The 15,540-nt window shown below is 35.5% G+C and carries 11 protein-coding genes; 2 read left to right on the top strand and 9 right to left on the bottom strand.

Annotation, left to right across the window (positions count from 1 at the left end):
• The first annotated feature begins 317 nt into the window (after window positions 1-317).
• Window positions 318-2,102 carry a laminin G domain-containing metallophosphoesterase family protein gene (locus ABIE66_RS09650; RefSeq protein ID WP_370014535.1) on the top strand — a complete coding sequence of 595 codons (1,785 nt, stop codon included), beginning with the start codon at window positions 318-320 and terminating at the stop codon, window positions 2,100-2,102.
• A 302-nt stretch (window positions 2,103-2,404) separates the two neighbouring features.
• On the opposite strand, the gene ABIE66_RS09645 is transcribed toward ABIE66_RS09650, so the two are convergent.
• The 9 genes from ABIE66_RS09645 to uxaC all read right to left on the bottom strand — a co-directional run bounded on the left by ABIE66_RS09645 (window position 2,405) and on the right by uxaC (window position 13,881).
• Window positions 2,405-2,830, bottom strand: coding sequence for a cytidine deaminase (locus ABIE66_RS09645; protein ID WP_370014534.1), 426 nt, complete (start codon window positions 2,828-2,830; stop codon window positions 2,405-2,407).
• Between the two features lie 52 nt (window positions 2,831-2,882).
• Window positions 2,883-3,017, bottom strand: a complete 135-nt coding sequence (locus ABIE66_RS09640; RefSeq protein WP_370014533.1) for a hypothetical protein — start codon at window positions 3,015-3,017, stop codon at window positions 2,883-2,885.
• 91 nt (window positions 3,018-3,108) lie between these two features.
• Window positions 3,109-4,005 (bottom strand): DMT family transporter, encoded by an 897-nt coding sequence (locus ABIE66_RS09635; RefSeq protein ID WP_289324535.1) that lies wholly within the window; start codon window positions 4,003-4,005, stop codon window positions 3,109-3,111.
• Window positions 4,006-4,596: 591 nt separating this feature from the next.
• Window positions 4,597-5,421, bottom strand: a complete 825-nt coding sequence (locus tag ABIE66_RS09630) for an ABC transporter permease (RefSeq protein WP_370014532.1) — start codon at window positions 5,419-5,421, stop codon at window positions 4,597-4,599.
• 20 nt (window positions 5,422-5,441) lie between these two features.
• Window positions 5,442-6,335 (bottom strand): ABC transporter ATP-binding protein, encoded by an 894-nt coding sequence (locus tag ABIE66_RS09625; protein ID WP_370014531.1) that lies wholly within the window; start codon window positions 6,333-6,335, stop codon window positions 5,442-5,444.
• A complete protein-coding gene (locus ABIE66_RS09620) occupies window positions 6,289-7,347 on the bottom strand; it encodes an ABC transporter substrate-binding protein (protein WP_370014530.1) in 1,059 nt (352 codons plus the stop codon). Before ABIE66_RS09620 ends, ABIE66_RS09625 begins: the two co-directional genes overlap by 47 nt.
• Window positions 7,348-8,370: 1,023 nt before the next feature.
• Window positions 8,371-10,773, bottom strand: a complete 2,403-nt coding sequence (locus ABIE66_RS09615; RefSeq protein ID WP_370014529.1) for a glycoside hydrolase family 31 protein — start codon at window positions 10,771-10,773, stop codon at window positions 8,371-8,373.
• Window positions 10,774-10,923: 150 nt separating this feature from the next.
• Window positions 10,924-12,327 (bottom strand): glycoside-pentoside-hexuronide (GPH):cation symporter, encoded by a 1,404-nt coding sequence (locus tag ABIE66_RS09610; RefSeq protein WP_370014528.1) that lies wholly within the window; start codon window positions 12,325-12,327, stop codon window positions 10,924-10,926.
• A gap of 150 nt (window positions 12,328-12,477) precedes the next feature.
• Window positions 12,478-13,881 carry a glucuronate isomerase gene (gene uxaC / locus ABIE66_RS09605; RefSeq protein ID WP_370014527.1) on the bottom strand — a complete coding sequence of 468 codons (1,404 nt, stop codon included), beginning with the start codon at window positions 13,879-13,881 and terminating at the stop codon, window positions 12,478-12,480.
• Window positions 13,882-14,118: 237 nt separating this feature from the next.
• Here uxaC and ABIE66_RS09600 point away from each other — a divergent pair, with 237 nt between their 5' ends.
• Entirely contained in the window at window positions 14,119-15,330 is a 1,212-nt protein-coding gene (locus ABIE66_RS09600; protein WP_370014526.1) for an ROK family protein, read from the top strand.
• The last annotated feature ends 210 nt before the right edge of the window (window positions 15,331-15,540 follow it).

The following is a 15,540-nucleotide window of genomic DNA, read 5'->3' as shown; positions in this document are numbered from 1 at the left end:
TTGTCTACCTTCCGGCTGTCAGAAGTTCAATTTTATAATGAATCTTCATATTGATCCTATTTTCAATTACCTAGTAATCCTTGATTAGAGCGAACCTTCAAAAAGTCAAATCGAATCCATTAGGACTTATTTCCTAATGGGTTTTGTAGGAATAAGTCTTTTTTACTCATCCTTAATAAGTTATCAAAAAGATAAGCAAACTATACCATATTGCAGCTTATACGGGATCTACCTAGGCTTAGTTCGCTACAAATTATCCAGGTAGTATAAAGAAGAAATGTATATCGCTTAATCAAAATTAATGGGGTGAATGTTTTATGAGAATGAAAAAAGCATTAATAGGTCTCTCACTCTTATGTATGATTGTTCCTGGTATTGCCAAGTCGGCTGATTCCGTTGCTGAAAATAATCGAAGCAGTATCGTGGCAAATTGGAAATTCACAAAACAACATGTTAAAAGCGGTTCAATCGATAAAGGTAATTTAATTATAGAAGATACGAGCAAACATGGAAATGATTTAGAGTTAGTGACGATAGGTGATCCTGCCTCGACTGAATTAAAAAATATGATTCAATGGTCTGAAGAAGATTATCATGATCTCGAAAAAGTGGATAGCTTGGCGTTCGCTAATTACGAAAACGCCCCTTCAGGGAGATATTTCGAAACCAAAAAGGGTTCACCCATCAATTCGGAGAAATTCGATAAGGGTTTTACCATCGAAGCGATTTTTAAGTTGCCAAGTGATTCCAAGAGTGTCATGGGGCTTTTTTCTAGACAAGGACAGGCTGCCGATCTTAATAAATTGGAAGGTGAGAAGAAAATCCTTTCTGCTTTAACTGTATCCAGTGATCAAAAAATCCAATGGACAAGCCATCCATCTAATTTAAATTACAATGTAAGCAATTGGTCTCGATCATTAAATGCTGATGAATGGTACCATTTGGCGGTTGTTAATGACGGTAACACGACGACTTTAACTTTGAATGGCGTTAGTGATTACGGAAAATCAGAAAAAGTAATAGGTATTGCAGCAGTTAAAGGTAAAGGCTGGAACATCGGAGCAACTGAATGGGGAAATAAGTTTAGTGCACTATTCAAAGGGAATATCCAGGAAATAAGAATTGCTAATAAGGCTTTGACTGAAAAAGAATGGCTTGTGCAGGATGCTCGTGATGATGAACCATTCGAAGGATCAAACAAGGCTTTACCCTTTCTAACGAATAAAAAGAATTACAATTTCCTTTTCATTCCAGACACCCAGAAATATTCAAGCCAAAACCCAGAGATTTTCAAAAGCCAAATGAACTGGATTTCCAATAACACAAAGAAGAACAATATCGTTATGAATACATTTGTTGGGGACATTGTCGATAGTGATTCAGAAAAACAATGGCAGATTTCCCTCGGAGCCATTTCCCATCTGGATAAAAATCAAGTTCCATATATGATGGCTGCAGGGAATCATGACTATGCTGACGGAGATCCTTTCTTAACACATTATGGGCCGCAGCGTTTTATGAATAAAAAATACTATAAGGGGTCGTCTCACTCTGGGTATAGCTCATATGCAATAGCTAAGGCAGGGAGTTATGAATACTTAGTCTTAATAGTGGATATGAAAAATCTGCATAAGGACTTGGAATGGTCAAAACAGGTTCTGAATCAGCATAAAGATAAACCGACCATCCTCGTCTCACATGATATTATTTTTCCAAAGGTTAAGGATGATAAAACCAATGCCGTCGAGTCATCTAATGGCAAACTGATTTGGGATGAACTTGTAAAGAACCACAATCAAGTGTTCATGACTGTAAATGGACATTATTTCGGGATAGCACATCGTGTAAAACAAAACACAGCAGGAAATGATGTCATTCAAATGCTAGTCAATTACCAAACAAATTATCGAGGGGGAAATGGCTGGCTAAGACTAGTAGAATTTGATGAAAAGAAGAACAAACTTTTTTTCCGTACCTATTCCCCATTTGTCGATGAAATGTCTAAAAAAGAAAAATCCTACGTCGATTATAAATTTTTAACAGGTGAAAATAATTCATTTAAATTAGATTGGGACTTTAAAAATAGATTTAATTTTAAGTAATTTAAAAGACGAAAAAATCCAATTCCCCAGGTATAATTAACGATCTTTCAACCTGGGGGGATTCCCTTATTTTTGAGCCAAATATAATGTTGAATTTTTCAAACCGTCATGCTCTAATCATCATTTTGTTTTTTCCAAAACCAGTTATCTTTAAATTTAGATGTTATTATCTCTTTTTCATTAGCTTAATCTGTATATCTTTTAAGACCTGAAATATCTTACTCTTTTCTACTCTTTTCTACTCTTTTCTAAATTAGCTCGCACCCTATCAAAGACTCAACCGACATTGTACTTTCTTGAATTTATTTATCAGTCCATTTTTCCTTATATTCATCATAAGCTGCAGTCCAATTATACGGTTGCACTTCTGCTAATGTTTTGAACGTTAGGTCGTGTCTTGGTAAACTTACTGCTACTTTAACTGACGGACCCCAGTAAAAAAGCCTTTCTTGACATATTCCACAGGGAGAAAGCACTTTAAATTCTGACTTCTCATCATCACGAACTACACATATTGAATGAGTAATTTTCTTATTCAATTTATGAGCCTCTAATATGGCTCCTGTTTCCATACAAAGATTTGTTGAATCGTTTATTATATCAGGAGCTACGCTGGTTAAAGCCGTACCATCTTCTAACCATACTGCCGCTGCACCGCCCCATCCTTCAGGGTATCTTTCCTTTATTAAGTCAATGACCATTTCGTACAGTCTTTGTTCAATTTCCAAGTGATTGCCTCCCATGAATCTTTAGGATCCGATGTCATTTCCAACTACTTTACTAGGATTTTAAACAATCTTTGTTAAACCAAGCACAGTCTGCAACCCAGCGTGTAGCTATTTGATGATTAACAATTTCAAGCAGCTTTTCGATTGCTTCTTTCATATCTGCATCCATGAATTTTCGTTTTACCAATTTTACCTCCCCACTTTTCTTTAAAACATTTCATCCTTTATATCCATCATTACATCTCCAACTCCCGCTATCCCGAGTTCGGAAAACGTTTTCATGCTGCTTTTTTCATCACTGATTTGTACTTTCCGAACCCATTAACGACAAGGACCCCTAATATCGCAATCACACCACCAATGACCGAAAGAGTACTGGGTACCTCCTGCAGCCAAACCCATGCGATGAAAATGGCAATTACAGGTTCAATGTATAACAGACTGGATACGGAGCTGGCTTTTCCTAACGAGAGTGCGACTGCCCATGTAACATAACCGATGGCCGCAGGGAAAATACCAACAAAAATCGCTGATAAATGTCCTTCCATTGTAGCGTGTTGCATTTCTTGAAATAGCCCAGGAAAAAATATAAAAAAGGGTATTGTACCGATCCATGTGAAATAAGCTGTCAATTCAATGGGATTATAACGGCTAAACAACGGCTTTTGGAAAACAAAAAACACCGCAGAAGCAACAGCAGACATCAGCACTAAAAAGGCTCCTTCAGAAATAGTTAGCGAAGGGCCTGCAGTACCCAGTGTAATTAAGGTGATCCCTGTGAATCCTATTCCTAAACCAATCCATCCGAATAAGCCGAGGCGTTCTTTTAAAACGATAGCAGCAATGATCGCAATGAAAACGGGTGCTGAACCAATCAGCATTCCAGCGGTTCCCGCCGAAACGGTAAGTTCCCCGAATGTCACCCCGATATGGTACATACTAATACCAATAAATGCAAGGATCGATATTCTCAACAAATCCTCCTTTTTCGGGAGTCGAAATTTCACGCCAGGCCATAGAGCATATAGGACAAAAATCCCTGATGCAATAAGATAACGCACAAGTACCAAATGGCCAGCTGAATACCCGCCATGTAAGCCTGCACGAATAGCAGCGAATGTAGATCCCCAAATAATAACTGTAATGGATGCCAATAAAAATGCTTTAGTGTTCATAACCAATTCCTCCCATACCATTCACTATAACCTGAAGGTATCATGGATACGTAAGAACTTCAATAAAATTCCTATCTCGCTGTGAAGTGGCATAGTAAGAAAAGGAATTTGTGTTCACTCTGGGCTGTAATCATCGCTGAAGAAATTCTATTCCATATGGGATTGGATTGGAAATCTTCATTTAAAGATGGATTAGGTTTGAAAAGCATGCTAAACAAAAGGTGCTTCGTATAGGAAGCACCTTTTGTTCAGACTGTAGACAAACTCGATATTAAAATTGCCTACATTTTTTTGAGGGAGTGTAAAATATGAACGTTGATTGTAACGTAGGGCACTCGCTTTCCGCGGGCGGTCCGGGAGCCTCCTCGGCGCTCTTGGCGCCTGTGGGGTCTCCTTGGACGCGCTTTTCCCGCAGGAGTCTCGTACCTTCCGTTCCAATCAACTTTGCAGATGGAACCCCTTTTGTCTACAAACTCGTTTACAATTACCTTGTCCACATTTAAGCTTACTTGAAATATTGTCTTGAGGCTTTTACACTGTAACAGTTTTGTGCAGCAATACTGCTAAAAAACGTTTAAATTAATTAATTAATTATTTATTTTCTGGTTTCCAAGATGAAAAGCGTCTTTCAATAATGCCTAATAATGAAGTAAGAATGATTCCAGTGATGGTAATTACTAACACTCCAACAAACATACGATCTGTTTGTAGATTTTGACCATTGCTTGTCAATTGATATCCGATACCAGCTGTCGAAGCGAATAATTCACCTACAACAACAGCAATTAATCCTTGACCAATACCTAAACGAACACCGTTTAAAAGGAATGGTACCGTCGAAGGCAAAGCAATTGTTTTAAAGATTTGAAATTCACTTGCATTAAATGTTCTTGCTGCTTTTATTAAGTTTTGATCTAATGTTAACATGGCTTTTTGAGCGCTCATCACTATGGGAAAGAAGGCCATCAAAAATACTATAACAATTTTTGATGCTGGCCCTATTCCGAATGCAATGATAATAACGGGTAAAAGGGCAACTTTAGGAGTTACATATAATCCTGAAATAAAAGGATTAACTACTGCATTAAAGTTAGCATTCCAGCCAGACAACACACCAATTGGAATTCCAATAAGTATTGCTAAAACGAAGCCTGCAACAAATTCGTAACCACTTACTTTCATATTTTCCCAAAAAGAAATTTCTTGGACCATTAAAACTGCCGCTTGAGCAATTTCAATTGGTGAGCTAATAAACAATGGATTTATCCATTCATTTTGAGAGGCCACTTCCCAAAGTAACATGAATATTAAAACAGAAGCAACGCTGATAAAAAATGACTTTTTTTCTTTTTTTAATTTCTTCGCCTTTTTTATCTTATGTTTTGATTGTGTAAGTTGGATAGTACCCTTAGTCATAGTATTCTCCTTTCACTTTATTATTTTTCTTTATTATCGAAACCTTGTTTTGAAGACTCCTGTTCAATAATTGACCATATATGGTCCACAACCTCTAAAAATTCTGGGCTACGCTTCACTTGGAGCTCTCTTGGTCTAGGAATATCAACATCCACAACCTCCACAACACGTCCTGGTCTTGCACCAAAAACAAAAATTCTATCAGCTAAAAATACCGCTTCATCAATTTGGTGTGTAATAAAAAGACTTGTCTTTTTTGTCTCATCCCAGATTCTAAGTAACTCACCTTGCATAAATTCCCTAGTTTGTGCGTCTAATGCCGAAAATGGTTCATCCAGTAATATTAATGACGGGTTTACCGTTAAAGCTCGAGCCAAGTTTACCCTTTGCTGCATCCCCCCTGATAATTCATGTGGATAATGATTTTCATAACCTTTTAAACCGACCATTTCAATAAATTCTTTGGCCTCTTTCTTTTTCTCTGCTGTTACTTGCTTTAATAGTTCAACTCCATAGAGAACATTTTCCAAAACTGTTCTCCAAGGTAAAAGACTCGGATTTTGGAAAACCATTGCCCTATCTTTACCGGGTCCATCAATTTTTTGCTGATCTAATAGAATTTCTCCCTTACTTGGCTTTAGTAATCCAACTACAGTATTTAAAAAAGTTGTTTTTCCACAGCCGCTCGGCCCGACAATACATATAAATTCACCATCTTTGATATTTAAGTTAATATTCTGCAGGGCAATCACTTCTGCACCAGTTTTATTGTTTACGTAAGTAACATCCAAAAAACGAGTAGACAATTTGAAATTTTCTTCCAATTGCGCGTTTTCCATCTTAACTATCATCTCCTTTCCATTTTCATTATTTTTTAAAAGCTTCTTCAATATAACTATTTGTCCAAATAACATTTTCAGTAGTATCCTGTTTAGTAGAAACGCCTGACATTTTGCCAAATTCAACTAATGGATCTTGAGCATTATCCCAAGCTTCTTGATTCATTTCGCCATAGCCTTTAAAAGTGTTCTTTAAGCCAATTATTGATTCCTCTAAAATATCAACATCAATCCCATCAAAATAAGATACGATTGATTCGGCAGCCTCTCTTGGATGATTACGGGTAAATTCCATACCTTTGCCAATTGCTCGAACCACTTTCAAAGATGTTTCCTTATTTTTTTCTAAGTATTCCCTTTTTGCAAAAACAGCTTCCCAGACCATGTTTCCATACATTGGCTCTTCACTTGTATTGATTACAATCTCACCAACATCTTTACTTTCCACTTGTAAACCCATCGGTGGTGATGCTATACCCCCGTCAACAATCCCCTCTTGCATTCCGCCAATCTTCGATCCATCTCCTGCTAATTTGACGGTTTTTAGAGTATTAGGATCCACTCCATGTAATTGCATTAAATATCGGGTGTATACATCTCCGGAATCGCCAACAAGGTTTGTACCAATAGTTGCGCCATTTAAAAAAGCAACTCTATCTTCAAATGATGAGTCTTTAGCAATATTCTTTTTCTTTTGATATTGTTTAGAGAGTGTAATTTGATAGGTTAACGCTGAATTTAAAGATTGAATCGCCAATAAATCTTCACCTTTGTCAAGAGGAGTAAACATACTTCGAGGACCTGAGACCGCAAACTGAGCTTCACCTGATAATACAGAAGCGATTACTTGTGCTCCTCCACCACCAGAAACAATTTCAGCTTCAATTCCTTCCTCTTCAAAATATCCTTGCTCAATGGCTACGTACAATGGGGCAACCGACAACAACCGTGCAGGTTCTGTAAAAGTAAGCTTTACCGCTTTCCCTCCTGAATTCCCCTTATTTTCTGTAGTAGTTTCGTCACTTGAACTGCATCCAGATACTATAAACACCAAACAAAGCAGAACAAACCATTTTTTCTTAAACATATTACTTACCTCCCCAACTCAAACATTTTTTATTGACGCTTAATTCACTAACTTTGAAAGACTGTTAAGCGTTACTAGGTTACTGTTTTTCAATGAAAAGTCGATTCAATCTTCTCTTGAATTTATTGCCATTCCAGCTTAAAAGTTCTTTCTTTTCATACAGCAACATGCTTTTCATCAGATTCTTCAAATGAAAAAAGTCCATGAGACATAAATTTCCCTTCTTTTTTGTTTTATATACAAAACTTAATTTTATATACATATCAATTCTAAATCAGCTGTCCCATTATGGTCAATTGTAATTTTGGAAAATTTAGATAATTCAGTGGATTTCTGTACAAAAAAACACTCATTTAGAATCATTGAGTGTTAGGTTCATTCGGATAGATATATGGAATATGCAAATGGAGATCGATTACCCCGTTAGATATAATCGCTTTTTTTATATTTACTTATCGTGCAAAATAACTCCTAATGTGACACATAAAACTTAACCGTATGCAAAAGTGTACTTTTACGAACAAAGAATGAATGTTTCTTCATAACTGGGTTTAATCTTCTGACTTACACCTACAAGAATTAACCTATGATCGCGCTGTTAATTTTAGGAAATAAAATTAACTCCCAGCGCATACTAGAGGCTAGGAGTTAATTTTCATTCTTTATTTTTGAACCTTATCATGTGGATATTCAAGTGAGATACCTCTTTTTAATGCTGATTGTTCATCAATCTAATTTCATGATACATAACATTAGATAGGATTCCTATTTCTAGGTTCTTATGTACTTCATAAAAGTGAATAACCATTAAAATAATCGCAGTAGACCAGTCACTTCAATAAGCAAGAATATATACTGACTAGAGCAAAATAAAGGGCCAATTTGGGTTACTGTAGGAAAATCAAAAAGATAAAGTTCAAAAGATGCACGCAATCATCCAAATAAAAAAACGAAATATAATATCATTATCGTTATAAGAGGATGATAAACTTTGGATTATTTGATAAAGTATTCAGCGAAAATCTAGTTTAATTTATAATTAAAAGTGCCTTTATCACTGTCCTGTTCTATTCCATTGACGATTAATTTTCTCTGTTCATTTTCTGGGAGGTGGAATGTGACCTGATCATATGGCAATTTATAGGATCCTTTCTTATGAATTGTCACTTGAATCTCACTTTCATCAGCTTCCATTTCAACATTAATGTAGGCAAATGTATGCAAATAGTTGTTTGTTAAACCATCATCTTCATATAATTTGTAAGAGGACTTTCCTTTTCCTTTAGAAGGAAATAATAAAAATCCCCTTTCATCCTCTTTCTTAGTTGCAAAAGTGGCTTCTGCTTGATTAATTGGAAGTATTGATCCTGCTTTGGCTAGTAATGGCGTATAAGATAAAGGCGCTGGAATTACAACTGTTTGCCCTCCTTCATACCATTTTCCCGTATGAATGTCATACCACCCATCAGTATTCTTAGGTAAATAAACTTCCCGTTCTCTCTTCCCCTTTTCGACAACAGAAGCAACCAAGAGTGACTCACCTAGCATAAAGTCATCGTTTTCTTCAAAGGTAGTTTCATCATGTTCGAAATCGTAAAACGTCGGTCGAATGATAGGCTGATAGTTATCATAGGCTTCGTGCAGAGCAGTATATAGATATGGAATGATCTTTGTTCTAAATTTAATCAATGCGCTGATCGATTCCAGTGTTTCAGGATACATCCAAGGTTCATTAACTGTTTGGTCATCATTCCAAGAATGTATAGTGAACCTTGGATGAACAATTCCATTTTGCACCCATCTCACAAACAACTCCGGTTCAGGAGCAGGACCCGAAAATCCTCCTACATCATGGCCAAAATTGTAAATACCTGATAAGCTTAACCCTATTCCCATCTTAATGTTGAATTTCAATGTTTTCCAACTGGTACGATTATCACCAGTCCATGTTTGCACATAACGATGCATTCCCGCAGAACCAGAGCGTGATATTAGATATGGGCGCAATTCAGGATTGTATTCTAACTGTGCTTCATAAGAAGCTTTCATCATAAGGAGGGGCTGGACCGCACGAATTAGCTCAAACTCTTTATTTTTGCCAAAACCTTGGCAAATAGCGTCTTTGCTCCAAATTTCAAACTCATTATTGTCGTTCCAAGTTGAATCAACTCCATAATACAACAATTTTTCTTTTATTTGACTTTTCCACCAATCATACGAATCTTTGTTTGTAAAGTCTAAATAAGCGCCGATATCATCCCAAAATTGTGCCATTTCAGGTTCTTCTGTCTTACTGTTTGTTATAAACATCTTTTTTTCTTTTAACTCATTAAATAAAGGATGATCTTTTAATAAACATGGTTTAATATTTGCACACAATCGTACATCTTTATCATGAAAATTCTGTACCATCTCTTTAGGAGACGGAAATTTTGAACGGTTCCAATTAAACACATAACGTTTATTGCCGATTGATGTATATCCGGATGACAACTGGAACGAATCACATAAAATATCATGTTCTTCACAAAGCTTTAGGAATTTATTTAACTGCACTTGCGCATCCGGAGCATCAGTGTAACTCATTGTCGATCCAGAATAGCCTAAACTCCATTTTGGTGGAAAGATTGTTTGTCCAGTTAACCACGAAAATTTGCGAGTGACATCTTTAACTTTCGGACCTGCGATGATATAGTAATCTAAATCACCATGTTCAGCTTGATAATATCTGTATAACTCATGATAATTATCAAGCTCTGTACCTAATTCAAAAATAGAGCTGGACAAATTGTCGTAGAAAATTCCAAATGAAAATCCAGTTTTCTTCTGTCGTGTAATATAAAATGGAATATGTTTATAAAGGGGATCGCTATATTCTGCATCGTAACCCATCGCATCAATTGTCTGCATCCGATAGCGCTTTCCATGCTTATCAACTGAGCCCGTTTTTTCACCTAATCCGAAATATTGTTCATTTAAATCGCGCTTTAAATAATGAACTATGTCCTGACAAAGTGAGCCATCAAAGTTATATGCCTGAGTTTGTCGATCATTCGCAAAGTTCTCCCACTCAGAATTCTCACGATAAAACCAGCTGATCTTAAATCCATTTAACTTCACCTGAATCTTTAAGCGTGAAGTTTCTACTATGAATTCATCATCACCTTGTCTAAATTCATATTTTGGTAGTGAAAAACCGCTTGTATCCAATCGATCACGGCCCTCCAATGGAACGTCTGCTTGTCCTGGTGCCACACTCCAGGTTTTATCAAGTTTTAATTTTTCTCCATTTGTAAATAAAATTCGAATGATGTCTTTTTCAAGCACCATAATTTTTGCATATGTGTTTCCATCTAGTAATTTAAAGTCAAGAATATTGTTATTCTCTTTAATGAAAGTAAACTGATAGTTCTCCTTAATGCTCATTTGATATCTCCTTCTCTGTGTGTATATTATAGATCAAATAGTATAAGATTAAGCTAACATCAGAGATGCTCTCTAATAGCTATTTACTGCCTTTAATAAAACGCATACAAAAATAATTAAGAAATTTTTTCATCACGTCTCCTCTTAGGTTTAGTTTAAGTCAAGCTGATTATCTTTATTTCTTTCTTTTAAGTCAGCTACAATTTTACTGTATAAATTATCTGTAAGATTATAGAAGAAAAATAGAATAATTAATCCAATAATATTGAGGGCTGCTGGAGCGAGAAATAACAGTCCTTTAAGACCTAGCAGTGTATCTGCAGACTGTTGAATATTTGGAACATATCCAATAAGCCCTAGTGCTACCCCTGGAATAAAACCAGCGAGAGCCTGTGCAAGCTTTCTAAAGAAACTGTACGTTGAATAAACAATCCCTTCTGTACGTTCTCCTGAATTCCACTCATGATAATCAATAGAATCAGCTATCATTACCCAAGGTAGACCAAGTGCAAACGATAACCCAAAGTTTCCTAAAGAGAAAATAGTTAAAAACGTAGCCGTACTGGTTGGCAATACAAAATTTAATACATCACTAGCAATGCAAACCATAAGTCCAAGCATGAAGGTATTTTTCTTACCAATTCTTTTTACCATTGTTGGAATGAACATTGAACCAACTACAGCGAGCCCAATACTTAAAAATGATAGTATTGACATAAGTTCCGGATTCTTTAAATTGTATTCTAAGTAGTACAATTGAACAGCATTGCGAATATTGGATGAAGTAATCATGAACAAAGCTGCTAAACACAATACAATAAGAGGTCGATTTGAAACCAATGCCTTGAATAACGTAGACAGCGGTACCTTTTCATTTTTTGGTGCTCTAATAACATTTTCTGTTGTATTGTGATAGCAAATAAGATGAAATAATATTCCGAATATTACCATTACAGATATAGCAACGATGTATCCTACTTCTTTATTAGCAAACTGAACTACAATAGGAATAACTGCCATTCCAGAAATAAGAAGTGCCATTTGACTACCAATTGCTCTAAATGAACCTAAAGATGCTCGATCAATTGGATCTTGCGTCATGGCAGCAGATAATGATCCGTACGGGATATTAACAATTGAATAAGCTAGACCAAACCCCATATAGGTGATAAACGCCCACACAATCTTCCCATTATCCGAAAAGTCTGGAGCTAAGAATGAGATGACCGTCATTAATGCCAGTGGAACAGTTCCCCATAAAATGAACGGGCGGAACTTTCCTCGTTTTGAGAAATTTGTTCTTGAATCTACAAATGCACCAACACTTGTATCTGCAAATGCATCGAAAATTTTTGAAATTAAAAACACCAAGCCTCCCCAGTAAGCGGAGATTCCTAAAACATCTGTATAAAATTTCAGAAGGTATAACTGTCCCATATCAAACATAAGCCCGTTACCAATATCACCAAAACCGTAAGACAACTTTTCTTTAAAAGTGAGCTTTTTAGAAGCGGTGACCGCTGTCTTTTTAACTGGAACCACTGGTAATCCCATATAACCATCCCCTTCTTTCTCCCATATATAACCCCTGTATTGTAAACCTTTTCATAAAGAAGCAGAAATAGTGTGTATTTTAACCCTTAAGCACTATCACCCCCTTTGATACTTGCAATATCTTTAATAAGCAAAAAGAGCATTCCTCTATTAACGCTGTAAGAAGTATTTCTCTGCATTGTAATAGGAAATATTTTCAATCAGTGTTTGAAGAAGCACATTATCGTTTGGAACCCTTCCTTGTTCTACCCATTTCCCGATTAGGTTGCATAGGATTCGACGGAAATAATCATGTCTTTCATAGGAAAGAAAGCTGCGAGAATCTGTCAACATACCGATAAAATGACTAAGTAACCCGACGTTAGCTAAATCTTTCATTTGTTTCTCTATTCCATCGATGTGGTCGTTAAACCACCAAGCTGTACCAAACTGAACTTTTCCTGGAACGCCTTCTTCATAGAAATTCCCCATCATGGAGGCCAATACCGGATTGTCTTTAGGATTTAAATTAAATAATACGACTCTTGGCAACGCATCTTCTTGGTCAAGCGCATCAAGAAGATGGGATAATCCTCGTGCGATGTTTGCTTCTCCTATTGAATCAAACCCTGTATCCGAGCCCAAAAGATTTTTCATTTTTGTATTATTATTTCGCATAGCCCCAATATGTAATTGCATCACCCATTGTTTTTGAGCGTACATTTTCCCTAGTTCTTTTAGAAGAAAAGATCGATACTTGATCAATTCTTCTTGTGAAAGCGACTCTCCATTCATACGTTTTGTAAAAATTGTTTCTGCCTCTGCTAGAGTTACTTTTTTATACTCCATGTAAGGAATATCGTGATCGGCTGCCCTGCCTCCATTTTCATGAAAAAAGTCAACTCGGTATTGAAGTCCTTTAATTAATTCTGCTAAAGATGTCACTCGTTGATGAACTACTTGCTCTAGCTCCTTTAACCAATCTTGAAAAGTTGGACGTTCAATAAACAGTGCTCCATCAGGTCGAAAGGTTGGTACAACCTTTGTTTTAAACGTAGAATCATGGTTTAATAATTGGTGGTATTCAAGAGTAGATATAGGGTCGTCTGTAGTACCAATAAATTGCACATTAGATTTCTTAATAAAAGATTGAGGTGTAAACTCCGTATCTTGTAATTTTTTATTGCATTCTTCCCAAATTTCCAGCGCGGTATCGGGACTAAGTCTTTTATCAATGTCAAAAAAGCTCTTTAATTCCATATGAGTCCAATGGTAAAGTGGATTTCCAATTAAACATGGTACCGTCTGAGACCAAGCAAAAAACTTTTCCCAATCACTAGCTTCTCCTGTTATAAAATGCTCCCCTATACCATTCATTCGCATCGTTCTCCACTTGTAGTGATCGCCTGCTAACCATAGTTGAGTAAGGTTTTCATAATGTTTATTCTCAAAAATTTCTTTTGGATCTAAATGGCAGTGAAAATCAAAGATTGGCATTTCTTTTGCAGTATTTTTATATAAATGAACTGCTGTAGGTGTGGAAAGTAAGAAATCGTCTCCTAAAAAATATTTCATATTATTTTCCTCCTAGGGGAATAAAATTAAATTTATAAGATTAAAACTCTCAATGTAAACACTTTCATTTTTGGTTAATTTAATTTGTTCGATTAGTAAACTAATTAATTACAAGAAGTAATTTATCATGTTTATAAAATTCAGTCAATTAAAATTCTTTAATTTAAGTGTCAATATTTTTCAAATGAAAATGCTATAATAAAGAGCAATGTCAGTTAAGATTTGGAGGACACATTTATGCCTACTGGTGATGCAGCTTATATCAGGAAATTAAATCGATCTTTAATTATTAGTAAAATTGTAGAAGCAGGAATAATTTCAAGGGCAGAATTGTCTAAGATTACAACATTAACAAAAGCCACTATTTCAGTACAGATTGCAAGCTTAATTGATGAAGATATTATTATTGAGACACAGCAGGATCATTCAAAAGTTGGAAGAAAACCTATAATGCTATCTTTAAATGGAGCAGCAGGATATGCATTAGGTATTGATTTAGATTATAGTCAAATCTCTTTCACTCTTTCTAACCTTCTTGGTCATCCTGTTTCGTCAGATACTATTAAAATACATACGACAAGTTATTCGGATATCTTTGATATACTAGTTGAAAAAATTAATAAATATAAAAATGAATGCCTTAAGTCTAGATACGGACTTATTGGTGTAGCAATTTCAATTCATGGTCTTGTCTCTACAGATGAACTCATTCATTATATTCCTCGGTTAAACTGGTATGATGTGGACTTAAAGAATGATTTAGAAAAAGAGTTAAACGTTAACGTATATCTTGAAAATAATGCAAATCTTTCAGCTTTTGCTGAACGAGCCTACACATATCATAAATCTGATAATTTGGTATGCATAACACTTCGATCAGGTATAGGCCTTGGTATATTAATAAATAACAAATTATCTAAAGGACATGATGGCTATGCTGGAGAGATTGGTCACATGATTATCCAACCAGGAGGAGACCTTTGTGCTTGTGGGAACAAAGGCTGCTGGGAAAGATATGCTTCTGAGTCTATCTTTTTAAAACAACTTTCTAAAGAAAAACAAGTTAGTAATATAACTTATAAACATATTGAAGAATGGCTTAATCAAAACGATACTGAACTACATAGACAAATGGAAAACTTCCTCTATTATATTTCAATCGGTTTGAATAATATCATCAACATATATAACCCTGAAGTTCTAATTATTGATAGTGAATTACTTTCTCTATACCCAGATTCTATAAATGAAATTAAGAAAAATCTTTCTTCCTCCACAATTCATTATCGAGAATTATTAATATCCTCAATTGGAGAAAAAGCATGTGAATTGGGTGCGTGTGCATTGGTGATTAAGAATTTTCTTGAAATTACGATGCCTAACTTTGTATATCCTGAATCAATAGAAGATATTAATTCACTGAATAATATGTCTGTCAAAAAGTTATAGGTTAAGGATTCTTTCTGACAGAAAACTAGGCTGATGCTTTCCTAACAGATATAAAAACCGTAAAGCTTTAGTAAAAAAGCTTTATGGTTTTTATTTCCAGATACTTACTCTTATTTGTTAATAAAGAATTAAACCTAAATTTTAGCTGCTGAACAGCCCTTAATCTACTAATTGAGATAAAGACTCCCTTCTATAAGAATTCCCAATTCT

This window comes from Peribacillus sp. B2I2 (assembly GCF_041261685.1).
Classification (GTDB): domain Bacteria; phylum Bacillota; class Bacilli; order Bacillales; family DSM-1321; genus Peribacillus.
This window is presented reverse-complemented; position numbering and strand designations above follow the sequence as displayed.

Bases quoted from the DNA above. Each gene is read 5' to 3' on its own strand.
- ABIE66_RS09625 (WP_370014531.1), bottom strand. From the start codon at position 6,335: ATGTTATTTGGACAAATAGTTATATTGAAGAAGCTTTTAAAAAATAAT.
- ABIE66_RS09600 (WP_370014526.1), top strand. From the start codon at position 14,119: ATGCCTACTGGTGATGCAGCTTATATCAGGAAATTAAATCGATCTTTA.
- uxaC (WP_370014527.1), bottom strand. From the start codon at position 13,881: ATGAAATATTTTTTAGGAGACGATTTCTTACTTTCCACACCTACAGCA.
- ABIE66_RS09610 (WP_370014528.1), bottom strand. From the start codon at position 12,327: ATGGGATTACCAGTGGTTCCAGTTAAAAAGACAGCGGTCACCGCTTCT.
- ABIE66_RS09635 (WP_289324535.1), bottom strand. From the start codon at position 4,005: ATGAACACTAAAGCATTTTTATTGGCATCCATTACAGTTATTATTTGG.
- ABIE66_RS09620 (WP_370014530.1), bottom strand. From the start codon at position 7,347: ATGTTTAAGAAAAAATGGTTTGTTCTGCTTTGTTTGGTGTTTATAGTA.
- ABIE66_RS09630 (WP_370014532.1), bottom strand. From the start codon at position 5,421: ATGACTAAGGGTACTATCCAACTTACACAATCAAAACATAAGATAAAA.
- ABIE66_RS09615 (WP_370014529.1), bottom strand. From the start codon at position 10,773: ATGAGCATTAAGGAGAACTATCAGTTTACTTTCATTAAAGAGAATAAC.
- ABIE66_RS09650 (WP_370014535.1), top strand. From the start codon at position 318: ATGAGAATGAAAAAAGCATTAATAGGTCTCTCACTCTTATGTATGATT.